Source organism: Thiohalobacter sp. IOR34 (genome assembly GCF_030406045.1).
GTDB lineage: Bacteria > Pseudomonadota > Gammaproteobacteria > Thiohalobacterales > Thiohalobacteraceae.
In genome coordinates this window covers 2910051-2921498 of record NZ_CP128988.1, presented here as the reverse complement: position 1 = coordinate 2921498, position 11448 = coordinate 2910051, and the positions used below count along the sequence as shown (strand labels likewise).

Genomic DNA, 11448 nt, shown 5'->3' with positions numbered 1-11448 from the left:
GATTGGCGCGGCGTTGACAGGCCCCGGGAATCTGTTTTGGCCAATCGCAGCGGGCAGGGCGAATAGCGTGCGCGCAGGTTCTTTTCGTGGGTTTGGTGGGTTTCGTGGCAATCCGGTTCTTGCTGAAAAAGCGGCATGCCAGGCCGCATTCCCCCTTATGGGCTACAGGGCAAATCCGCCGGCCTGTTCGCCGGCGTGCTTGGATTTCAGGTAATTGATCTTTCCCCGCCATACAGGTACCGGGTCAGGCACTCCCAGCAGGTAGCCCTGTCCGAAATCCATTTCCAGGGATTCCAGCTTTTCCGCCTGCTCGATCGTCTCGATGAACTCGACCACGGTCTCGAGTCCGAGGCGCTGCGCCATCTGCCGGGTGATCAACATGATGTGCTCGCTGGCGAGACTGGTGCCGATGTTGCGTGTCAACGAGCCGTCCAGCTTGAGATAGCGGACGCTGCCTTCCAGTGCCAGTTCGACAACGGTTTGCAGAGTCGAATAGCCGGTCCCGAAGTCGTCGACCGCGAAGACGAGGTCGTACTTGCGGTGCAGTTCGTGGACCAGTCCCCTGTGCTCCAGCAATACCTGCTCGGTGAGTTCGAGCACCACCTCGAAATCGCGCAGCGGACCATTGAGGGTTTCGATCAGCAGGTCCAGGTAATCCTGGCTTGCCAGCGAGGCCGCCGAGACATTGATGAAAAGGCGTGGCGTGATATGCGTCAGCATGGCGGCCTGCCTGGCCGTTGCCTTGAGCACGAGGCGGTCGAATTCCGGCGTCAGTCCCATGCTGATGATGTCGTCGATGAACAGGCCGGCGCTGATGAACCCGTCGTTCTCCCGGAAACGTCCGAGGATTTCGAACGCGAGGATCTCCCGCCGCTGGTCAAGGGATACCAGGGGCTGGATGAATATGTCGGTAAACTCCTCCGTCAGCTTGGCGCGCAGATCGAGGGACTTGCGATAGCGTGCCTTGAGCCAGTCGACCATCGCCTGTACATGCTCGTCGCGGGTCCCGATGTGTTCGCTGACCTTTCGGGCCTCCTCGGTGAGATACTGGACGACGAGGTGTATGTTTTCGGTGGTGAGCTCGCTGAAATCGGTCAGCTCGATTCCGTGGTAGAGGATGTCGATGTCCACTGGCAGGTCTTCGAGTTTGCCGCAGCAGAGATTCTTCCGGACGTTTTCCAGCACCCCGCCCAGCGCTTCGGGCTCGGCGTTGTAGCCCATGACGTAGAAATCCCCGGCGATTCCCTTGGTGTAGAACATCCATTCCTGGTGTTGTTCGAATTCGGCATGAAGCAGGCGGTCGACGTGGGCCAGGGCGCGATCCCCGACCTCGTTTCCATAGAGCTTGTTGATGGTGTCCAGCTTGCGAAGATTGACGATGCACAGGAACTTCCTTCCTGGCAGATACAGGGAGGCCTGCAGGAAACTGAAGAACCGGCCGATGCGGTTGGTCTGGCCTTCGAGATACAGCACCGTCAGAAGGTTCAGCAGCTGGGCGACCTTCTTCATCAGCTCGTTATAGGCAAGATAGGCTTGCTCATAACGGTTGGCGCTCAACATGGCATAGAGGATGCCCGCCTGCTGGAAGATCAGCCGGTGCTGTTCCTGAATCTGATCGCAAAGCTTGAGGTCGAGGCATATCAGCAGGCTTTCCGGATAGCGCAGCACGCGGGCAAACGGGCTCTCGTCGGCTGTCTCCAGGGGGAAGAGTTCAAGGTTCTGCTGGATGCCTTGGCGTATCCTTTCCACCCACTCCAGATAGGTCTTTATCAGGATCCTGTCCCGAACGACCGCCTCGGGAAGATGGTGCGGGGTCTCAACCTCGTTGATCAGGTAATAGCGGGCGGTTTCGCGCTTTGCCCGTTCGAAGATCCGGTCGATCTCACGGTAGTGCTCGATGGGGTCCGGCATATTGGCGGCAACGAGCCGGATGACCTCTTCCTTGAGGTGGTTGAAGCTGGCCATCAAGAGGGCGAAGGATGCGCCCTGCTCGAAATAGTCTTCGGCAAGTTGCCGGGCGGCCTCGCTGGCGTCGTCTCGTTCGGTCAGGAAGTGCTCGAGGAAACCCCGGTAGTTGCCCAGCAGCCGTTTCTCCCGCTCCTCAACGAGCAAGGCGTCCAGGGCGCCGTATTCGCCGTGAAAGTCGTGCAGGCTCTCGATGAGGCGATCGATCTGTTCCGGTGTGAGGTGCAAGATATTTTCCGCCATGGTGTTCGGGGGCGTGTTGCAGGGTTTGCAGGGGAGGATTCGGTATTCTTCGGCAGGGGCCGTGACATTCCTTTGCACTGTTTTTGTGCCAGCGGCAGCAGGCCGTTTCGTCCGCTTTGCCCGGCGCAGTGGTATTGCCTGATCTTAGCATCCGTTATCGGCTCGTGCCTAGCCCGCATATTGCACGAAGGCGGCCTTGCATGCGTAATTTTTCCGGTATTCATCAAGGCAGTGATTACCTCTGCGAGCAATTGTGCCCTGTTACAGTTTGTGCCTGTTCGAGTTCAGACCAAATCCGGAGTCGCATTTTGCCCGATCCCCCTTGAACCCTAGCTACGGCTATGCTTCTACGGGCGATCGAACAAACTGCTTGGCCAGATTCGCCCTGAAACTCGAATCCTTCGCGCAATATGCGGGCCAGGCGCGCGCGGAGGCGATGCCGCGAAGTCAGTGCGCTCAGGGCGCGCCTGCTCATTCCCCGTAGACCAGCTTCGGCAGCCAGGTGGCCAGTCCCGGCCAGGCGGCGAGCAGGCCGAGCATCAGCAGCTGAATGAGGATGAAGGGCGCCACCCCGCGGTAGATGTCGCTGGTGCGCACCTCGGGCGGGGCCACGCCGCGCAGATAGAACAGGGCGAAGCCGAAGGGCGGGGTGAGGAAGGAGGTCTGCAGATTGAGGGCGATCATCACCCCCAGCCAGATCGGATCCAGCCCCATGCCGAGCAGCACCGGGCCGACGATGGGCACCACCACGAAGGTGATCTCGATGAAATCGAGCACGAAGCCGAGCAGGAACATCACCGCCATCACCGTCACCACCGCGCCGACGGTGCCGCCCGGCAGGTCGGTGAGCAACTCGGCCACCAGCTCGTCGCCACCGAAGCCGCGGAACACCAGGGAGAACACCGAGGCGCCGATCAGGATCAGGAACACCATGCTGCTGACCCGGGTGGTGCTGCGCGCCACGGCGCCGAGCATGGCCAGATCGAGCCGGCCCTGCAGGGCGGCGAGCAGCAGGGCGCCGACCGCGCCGACCGCCGCCGCCTCGGTGGGCGTGGCCAGGCCGGCGAGGATGGAGCCGAGCACGGCGACGATCAGCAGCAGCGGCGGCAGCAGGGCGCGGGCGATGCGCCCGGCCATGCCCGGAGCCCGGAAGGCGGCCTGCTCGCTGGCGTCCGGGGCCGGCATCCGTTGCGGGCGCAGCGCGGCATTGGCCAGCAGATAGGCGAGATACAGCCCGACCAGCACCAGGCCCGGCAACAGCGCCCCGGCGAACAGGTCGCCGACCGAGAGGGTCTCGGGGGCGAAGATGCCCATGTCGAGCTGGGCCTGCTGGTAGGCGGCGGAGAGCACGTCGCCGAGGAGGATGAGGATGATCGATGGCGGGATGATCTGCCCCAGGGTGCCGGAGGCGCAGATGGTGCCGCAGGCCACCGCCGGGTCGTAGCCGCGGCGCAGCATGGTCGGCAGCGACAGCAGGCCCATGGTGACTACGGTGGCCCCGACGATGCCGGTGCTGGCGGCCAGCAGCATGCCGACCAGGGTTACCGACAGGCCCAGGCCGCCGCGCAGCGGGCCGAACAGCGCGGCCATGGTGTCGAGCAATTGTTCCGCCACCCGCGACTTCTCCAGCACCACGCCCATGAACACGAACAGTGGCACCGCGATCAGCGTCTGGTTGCCCATGATGCCGTACAGGCGGTTGGGCAGCGCCTCCAGGAAGGCCGGATCGAACAGCTCCAGCGCGGTGCCCAGCCAGGCGAAGCCGAGCGCGGTGCCGGCCAGGCTGAAGGCCACCGGATAGCCGGCCAGCAGCACCAGGCAGACGGCGAGGAACATCCACAGCGGCAGCCATGCCTCCATCAGCGATCCGTCCCGGTCGTCAGCCTGAGCAGCTGGCGCAGGGCCAGCGCCAGTCCCTGCAGCAGCAGCAGGATGGCCATCAGCGGGATGGCGCTCTTCAGCAGATAGACGCCGGGCAGGCCGCCGGCCTCGCGTGAGCCCTCGTGCAGCGCCCAGCTGGCGGCCACGTAGTTCCAGCTCACCCAGAGGATGAAGCCGCACACCGGGAACAGCAGCAGCAGGGTGCCGAGCAGGTCGACCAGCGCCCGGCCGCGCGGCGACAGGCGCCGGTAGAAGATGTCGACCCGGACATGGCCCTCGTGCTTCAGGGTGTAAGCGGCGCCGAGCAGAAACACCAGGGCGTGCAGGTAGCCGACCGATTCCTGGAGGGCGATCCAGCCGAGGTTGAAGGCATAGCGCAGCAGGACGATGGCGAAGGTGACCAGCACCATCGCCAGGGTCAGCCAGGCGACGGCGCGACCGGTCCATTCGGCCAGGGCATCGAGCCGGTCGGCGAGACGGGAGAGGAAGGTGGTGCTCATGGGCCGGAGATTATACCGGCCGTGGCGCAGGCTGGCCTACCAGCGGAAGATGACCCAGCTCGGTATCAGCAGGTTGGGTTCTATCTCGTTGCTGCGGGTCTCCAGGCTGCCGTCGCCGTCGGTGTCCATCAGATAGTAGGGTACACCCTTGGCGGGCGTCACCTTGATCATGTACAGCTCGCCGTTGATGCGGTACTCGGTGACGGTGCGGTCCTTCTTGCGGGTGATGGTGACCTGCGGCTCGATGGCTTCCCGCTCGTCGGTCGCGGCCGGCAGCGGGGGTTTGTCGCTGACCGGCGGAGGGGCGTCCGCGGCCCGTGCGGCGGCGGCGAGCAGGGCCAGGAGAAGGAGCAGGCTTGAACGGCGCATGATGAATCCTTGGTCGGTGATGTCAGAGTTCCAGCAGGATCTCGCGCTCCTCGGCGGAGGGCTCGAAACCGCGGTTTTCATAATAGTCGAAGATGGCACTCACCACCTCCTTGGGGTCGTCCAGCACCTGGAACAGGTCGAGGTCCTCAGGCGAGATGGTGCCGGATTCGACCAGGGTGGTGCGGAACCAGCCGATCAGCCCCTCCCAGAAGGGTGTGCCCACCAGGATGATGGGGATGCGTCGGGTCTTGCCGGTCTGCACCAGGGTGAGGATCTCGGCCAGCTCGTCCAGGGTGCCGAAGCCGCCGGGCAGCACCACGTAGGCCGAGGCGTACTTCACGAACATCACCTTGCGCGAGAAGAAGTGGCGGAAGTTGAGGGCGATGTCCTGATAGGGGTTGCCGGACTGCTCGTGCGGCAGCTGGATGTTGAGGCCGATGCTCGGCGAGCGGCCCGCCTGGGCGCCCTTGTTGGCGGCCTCCATGATCCCCGGCCCGCCGCCGCTGACCACCGAGAAGCCGGCGTCCGACAGGGCCCGGGCGATGTCCTCCGCCAGCTTGTATTCCGGGGCATCGAGCGGGGTGCGCGCCGAGCCGAAGATGCTCACCGAGGGCTTGATCCGCGCCAGCCGCTCGAAGCCCTCGACGAATTCGGCCATGATCTGGAAGATCTTCCAGGATTCGCGGGTCAGCTGGGTGTCGTTGATCGGCAGCATGCCGGGGTGTTCGCGTCGGGTCTTGTCGTCCATCGTCATCGCTTCCTTCGAAGGGGGGCCAGAATGCTACCTTCCGCAGGGGCATGCAAGCGGGCCGTCGGGGTGATCGGCTGTCTACCCTGGTAGCGGCAGGCGGCGGCCGGGGTTGATGGGCGGAACCGGGTTTTGCGCCCCGGCCGCTTTCGGTTGAAAATGGCCGCTTCGTTTCCGAGCAGCCCGCCATGACCGACCCAGCTAGCCCACCCCTGATCCTCGTCGACGGTTCGTCCTATCTCTACCGGGCCTACCACGCCCTGCCACCGCTGACCAATTCCCGCGGCGAACCGACCGGTGCCGTCTACGGCGTGGCCAACATGCTGCGCCGCTTGCTCAAGGACTACCGGCCCCGGCAGGTGGCGGTGGTGTTCGACGCCAAGGGCAAGACCTTTCGCGACGAGATGTTCGAGCAGTACAAGGCGCACCGGCCGCCGATGCCGGACGACCTGGTGGCGCAGATCGAGCCGCTGCACCAGCTGGTCGAGGCGCTGGGCTTCCCGATGCTGATCGTGCCGGGGGTGGAGGCCGATGACGTCATCGGCACCCTGGCGCGGCAGGCCGCGGCCGAGGGCCGGCCGGTGCTGATCTCCACCGGTGACAAGGACATGGCCCAGCTGGTCGGCGACAGGGTGACCCTGGTCAACACCATGACCAACACCACCCTGGACCGTGACGGGGTGATCGAGAAGTTCGGTGTGCCGCCGGAGCGCATCGTCGACTACCTGGCGCTGGTCGGAGACAGCTCGGACAACATCCCCGGCGTGCCCCGGGTGGGGCCCAAGACCGCCGCCAAGTGGCTCAACCAGTACGGCTCGCTGGACGCCATCATCGCACATGCCAACGAGATCAAGGGCAAGGTCGGCGAGAGTCTGCGCCAGCACCTCGACGACCTGGAGCTGTCCCGCCGGCTGGCCAGCATCCGCTGCGACCTCGAGCTGCCGGTCGGCCCCGACGACCTGCAGCTGCGCGAGCCGGACCGGGAGCGGCTGCGCGAACTCTATCAGCAGCTGGAATTCCGCAGCTGGCTGAAGGAGTTGCTCGATGCCCCGGCCGAGGCCGGCGAGGACCCGCCGGCGGCAACGGACGGTGACTACGAGACGGTGCTCGACGAGGCCCGCTTGGTGGCCTGGCTGGAGCGGCTGGAGGCAGCGCCACACTTCGCCTTCGACACCGAGACCACCAGCCTCGACTACATGGAGGCACGCATCGTCGGCGTTTCCTTCGCCGTGGAGGCGGGCGAGGCGGCCTATGTGCCCCTGGCCCACGACTATCCCGGCGCCCCGGCGCAGCTCGATCGCGAGGCGGTGCTGGCGCGGTTGAAGCCGCTGCTCGAGGATCCGGCACCGCGCAAGATCGGCCAGAACCTGAAATACGACATGAACGTGCTGGCCAACCACGGCATCGAGCTGGCCGGCATCGGCTACGACACCATGCTCGAATCCTATGTGCTGGACTCCACGGCCAGCCGCCACGACATGGATTCGCTGGCACTGAAATACCTGGGGCGCAAGACCATCAGTTTCGAGCAGGTGGCGGGCAAGGGTGCCAAGCAGCTCAGCTTCAACGAGGTGCCGCTGGAGCAGGCTGCGCCCTATGCCGCCGAGGATGCCGACATCACCCTGCGCCTGCACCAGGCCCTGTGGCCGCGGCTGGAGTCCGAACCGGCGCTGCGCCGGGTGTTCGAGACCATCGAGCTGCCGCTGGTGCCGGTGCTGTCGCACATGGAGCGGACCGGGGTGCTGATCGACGCCAGGCTGTTGGCCGAGCAGAGCCGTGAGCTGGCCGGGCGGCTGCACGAGATCGAGGCCGAGGCCCAGCGGCTCGCCGGCCAGCCCTTCAACCTCGGTTCACCGAAGCAGATCCAGGAGATCCTGTTCGAGAAGCAGGGCCTGCCGGTGCTGGCCAAGACCCCCAAGGGCGCGCCATCCACCGCCGAATCGGTGCTCGCCGAGCTGGCGCTGGACTACCCGCTGCCGCGGCTGATCCTCGAACACCGTTCGCTGGCCAAGCTCAAGTCGACCTACACCGACAAGTTGCCGCAGCAGATCAACCCGGTCACCGGGCGGGTGCACACCTCCTATCAGCAGGCGGTGGCCGCCACCGGCCGCCTGTCCTCCACCGACCCCAATCTGCAGAACATCCCGGTGCGCACCGAGGAGGGGCGGCGCATCCGCCAGGCCTTCATCGCCCCGCCCGGCAGGCGCATCCTCGCCGCCGACTACTCGCAGATCGAGTTGCGCATCATGGCCCACCTGTCGGGCGACGCGGGCCTGCTGCGCGCCTTCGCCGAGGGCCAGGACATCCATCGCGCCACCGCCGCCGAGGTGTTCGGGGTGCCGCCGGAGGCGGTCACGGCCGACCAGCGCCGCTCGGCCAAGGCGATCAACTTCGGGCTGATCTACGGCATGTCGGCCTTCGGCCTGGCCCGGCAGCTGGGCATCGAGCGGGCCGCCGCCCAGGAGTACGTCGAGCGTTACTTCGCCCGCTATCCCGGGGTCAAGGCCTACATGGACGCCACCCGGGCCAAGGCCCACGAGGACGGCTATGTGGAAACGCTGTTCGGGCGGCGCCTGTACCTGCCGGAGATCAATGCCCGCAACCAGCAGCGCCGCGCGGCCGCCGAGCGCACCGCCATCAACGCTCCGATGCAGGGCAGCGCGGCGGACATCATCAAGCGGGCCATGATCCGCACCCACGACTGGTTGCAGGGGGCCGGGCTGGAAGTGCGGATGATCATGCAGGTGCACGACGAGCTGGTGTTCGAGGTGGGGGAGGCGGATCTGGCGGCCGCCAGCGAGGGGATCCGCGGCTGCATGGAGGGCGCGGCCGAGCTGGCCATCCCGCTGCTGGTGGAGATCGGCATCGGCGCCAACTGGGACGAGGCGCACTGAGTCCAAATCCCGCACACCGTTCATGGGATGGTTTCCGCCGCCGGGAACCTTTTCTCCCTTTGCCGTTCCAACGTAGTACAACCTGAGTGGTTGCTGGAATCCGCTCTCCCTCCCTGGAGCGGACATTCCTCCTGACCGGCCCTCCCCAGGGCCGGGTGACGTTGGCCCTGGTATCTCTCCCCCCCTTGGATACCGGGGCTTCTTTTTGCGCCGGCGTTATTCCCCTATTCTTCCTGTGGCAGTTCCAGCCAGTCGCTGAGCAGGGCGCGCACCTCGTCCAGACCCGTCTTCTTCAGCGCCGAGAACAGCTGCACGCTGGCCTCGATGCCCGCCTCGCGCAGGGCCTTGCGCACCCCGAGCAGGGCCGCCTGGGCCGGGCCGCGCTTCAGCTTGTCGGCCTTAGTCAGCAGGATATGCACCGGCAGGCCAGCCGCCTGGGCCCAGCCCAGCATCTGCAGGTCGGCCTCGGTGAGCGGGTGGCGAATGTCCATCAGCAGGATCAGGCCGGCCAGCGAGCGGCGCCGCTCCAGGTATTCGGCCAGATGGCGCTGCCACTCGGCCTTCACCTTCTGTGAGACCTTGGCGTAACCGTAGCCGGGAAGGTCCACCAGCCGGGCCTCGCCGGTGACCTGGAAGAAGTTGATCAGCCGGGTGCGGCCCGGGGTCTTGCTGGTCCGGGCCAGGGCGCGCTGGCCGCTGATCGCGTTCAGGGCACTGGACTTGCCGGCGTTGGAGCGGCCGGCGAAGGCCGCCTCGCGTCCCTCGTCCGGCGGTGCCTGGGACAGGGTCGGTGCGCTGGTGAGGAAGCGGGCCCGTGCGAAGTGATTGATCATGGGCGGGATTTTGCACCATGCGGACCCGGCTGGCGAGGGTTTCCAGGCTGACGGGTACAGCCCCTGCTATTGAAGCAGGCAGCCCTCGCTGGTATAAATGGCGCTCCAAAATTTCGGGGCGCATGGCGGTGCGCCGCATCCAGAAGCCGGCCGCAAGCCGGCGGCAGCAAGGCTCAGGAGTCCTGTCCAAGATGAACAAGCAGCTTGTTTTTGCAGCAGTTATGACCCTTTCTGCGGCCTTTGCCGCCAGTTCCGCCATGGCCGCCGACGCGGCTGCCGGCAAGGAGAAGGCCGCCATGTGCGCCAGCTGTCACGGTGCCGACGGCAACAGCGTCAACCCCGAATGGCCGAAGCTGGCCGGTCAGCACGCCAAGTACCTGGCCAAGCAGCTGGCCGACTTCAAGGCCGGACGGCGCAGCAACGCCCTGATGGCGCCCATGGCCGTCGGCCTCAGCCCGCAGGACATGGAAAACGTCGCGGCCTTCTTCGCCAGCCAGGCCAAGAAGCTGGGCGAGGCCGACCCCAAGCTGGTCGATCTGGGCGAGAAGATCTATCGTGGCGGCAACAAGACCACGGGCGTGGCCGCCTGCATGGCCTGCCACGCGCCGAACGGCGCCGGCAACCCGGCAGCCAACTTCCCGGCTCTGGCCGGTCAGCACGCCAAGTATGTCGAGAACCAGCTCAAGGCCTTCCGTGACGGCAGCCGCAGCAACGACGCCGGCAAGATGATGCGCGGTGTCGCGGCGCGGATGACCGACGAGGAGATCGCGGCCGTGGCCAGCTACGTGCAGGGCCTGCGCTGATCGGGTTGCCCACGGGCATCTCCCGAACCTGAAGAAGGGCGGCCATAGGCCGCCCTTCTTCGTTTCCGGCTCTCGGCGGCCCGGTCGGGGTTCAGGCCCCGTTCAGGCCGCTGTGCGATACTGTGGCCGGTCGCTCGGATCCATCCCCCGCCAGTTCCATGTTGGGGGTATCATCCGTACTGGCCGGGGCAGGCGGGGTTTCCCGGCATGGCGACGGAACTCGGCACCCTGCCCGTGTTCCAACCGAGGAATCAGTAACACCCCACCCAATGGGCCCTGTTGCGTCTGAAAAAGCGCCAATCAAGGCGCGAGGAGAGCGGTTTGGTGACGCCAAATGAACGACGAGCAACGCGGAGTGGCGCTTTTTCAGGCGCAACCCGCAGGGCTGGGGCTCTTTTCCCGCCCAGCGGCGTTATCATTCGCTCATGTAGACTGACTACACCTCGCTCATTCTGCCTTGCTGGACGAAAAAAGAGTCCCGGCAGGGCCCATTGGGTGGGGTGTCAACAGGCCCTAACATCCAAATCTCTCTAAGGTGTCTCATGCGTAGAAAAATCATCTCCTGGCTGATGCCGCTGCTGGCGGCCCTGTTCATGGCCGGCGCCGCCAGCGCCGCTGGTTTCGACGAAGGTATCGAATACAAGCGCATCTCACCGCCGCTGCCGACCCGTGATCCGGCCAAGATCGAGGTGGTGGAGATGTTCTGGTACGGTTGTCCGCATTGCTATCAGCTGGAGCCGGAACTGGCGGACTGGCTGAAGCGTCAGCCCGCTGACGTGGAATTCGTGCGCGTCCCCGCCGTGCTGGCGAAGAACTGGGAGCCGCTGGCACGTGCCTGGTATACCGCCGAGCTGCTCGGGGTGGAAGACAGGATCCATGCCCCGCTGTTCCGCGCCATCCATCAGGAGCGCCGGCGCTTCCGTTCGGCCGATGATCTACGCAAGTTCTTCGTTGAACAGGGTGTCAGCGGCAAGGATTTCGACGCCACCTACAACTCCTTCGGCGTACTGACCAAGATCAACCGGGCTCGCCAGTTGACCCGCCGCTCGGGGATTCGCGGCGTGCCGAGCCTGATCGTCAATGGCAAGTACCGCACCTCGGCCAGCGACGCCGGCAGCCACGAGGCGATGCTGCGGGTGGTGGACTATCTCATCGAGCGGGAGCGCCAGGCCCGGCAGGCCGCGGCCAGGCCCTGAGCGCCGGCGGCCAGGC

Annotated in this window: 9 protein-coding genes; 3 read left to right on the top strand and 6 right to left on the bottom strand. The window is 65.7% G+C overall.

The window, feature by feature from the left end; all coding sequences use genetic code 11:
• Nucleotides 1–162 precede the first annotated feature (162 nt).
• The 5 genes from QVG61_RS13415 to QVG61_RS13395 all read right to left on the bottom strand — a co-directional run bounded on the left by QVG61_RS13415 (nucleotide 163) and on the right by QVG61_RS13395 (nucleotide 5706).
• Nucleotides 163–2193 carry an EAL domain-containing protein gene (locus QVG61_RS13415; protein ID WP_289931186.1) on the bottom strand — a complete coding sequence of 677 codons (2031 nt, stop codon included), beginning with the start codon at nucleotides 2191–2193 and terminating at the stop codon, nucleotides 163–165.
• 486 nt (nucleotides 2194–2679) lie between these two features.
• On the bottom strand, nucleotides 2680–4068 hold the full coding sequence (locus tag QVG61_RS13410; protein ID WP_289931185.1) for a TRAP transporter large permease subunit: 1389 nt from the start codon (nucleotides 4066–4068) through the stop codon (nucleotides 2680–2682).
• Entirely contained in the window at nucleotides 4068–4589 is a 522-nt protein-coding gene (locus QVG61_RS13405; protein ID WP_289931184.1) for a TRAP transporter small permease subunit, read from the bottom strand. Before QVG61_RS13405 ends, QVG61_RS13410 begins: the two co-directional genes overlap by 1 nt.
• A gap of 36 nt (nucleotides 4590–4625) precedes the next feature.
• A complete protein-coding gene (locus QVG61_RS13400; RefSeq protein ID WP_289931183.1) occupies nucleotides 4626–4958 on the bottom strand; it encodes a DUF2782 domain-containing protein in 333 nt (110 codons plus the stop codon).
• A 22-nt stretch (nucleotides 4959–4980) separates the two neighbouring features.
• Nucleotides 4981–5706 carry a TIGR00730 family Rossman fold protein gene (locus tag QVG61_RS13395; protein WP_289931182.1) on the bottom strand — a complete coding sequence of 242 codons (726 nt, stop codon included), beginning with the start codon at nucleotides 5704–5706 and terminating at the stop codon, nucleotides 4981–4983.
• A gap of 188 nt (nucleotides 5707–5894) precedes the next feature.
• Between QVG61_RS13395 and polA the strand changes: the two genes are divergently transcribed.
• On the top strand, nucleotides 5895–8600 hold the full coding sequence (gene polA / locus QVG61_RS13390) for a DNA polymerase I (protein ID WP_289931181.1): 2706 nt from the start codon (nucleotides 5895–5897) through the stop codon (nucleotides 8598–8600).
• A 224-nt stretch (nucleotides 8601–8824) separates the two neighbouring features.
• Here the strand turns inward: polA and yihA are convergent, their stop codons facing one another.
• Nucleotides 8825–9433: a ribosome biogenesis GTP-binding protein YihA/YsxC gene (gene yihA / locus QVG61_RS13385; RefSeq protein WP_289931180.1), complete on the bottom strand. Its 609-nt coding sequence runs from the start codon at nucleotides 9431–9433 to the stop codon at nucleotides 8825–8827.
• 191 nt (nucleotides 9434–9624) lie between these two features.
• On the opposite strand from yihA, the gene QVG61_RS13380 reads away from it, so the two are divergent.
• Nucleotides 9625–10236 carry a c-type cytochrome gene (locus QVG61_RS13380; protein WP_289931179.1) on the top strand — a complete coding sequence of 204 codons (612 nt, stop codon included), beginning with the start codon at nucleotides 9625–9627 and terminating at the stop codon, nucleotides 10234–10236.
• Between the two features lie 542 nt (nucleotides 10237–10778).
• Nucleotides 10779–11432, top strand: a complete 654-nt coding sequence (locus QVG61_RS13375) for a thiol:disulfide interchange protein DsbA/DsbL (protein WP_289931178.1) — start codon at nucleotides 10779–10781, stop codon at nucleotides 11430–11432.
• Nucleotides 11433–11448 lie beyond the last annotated feature (16 nt).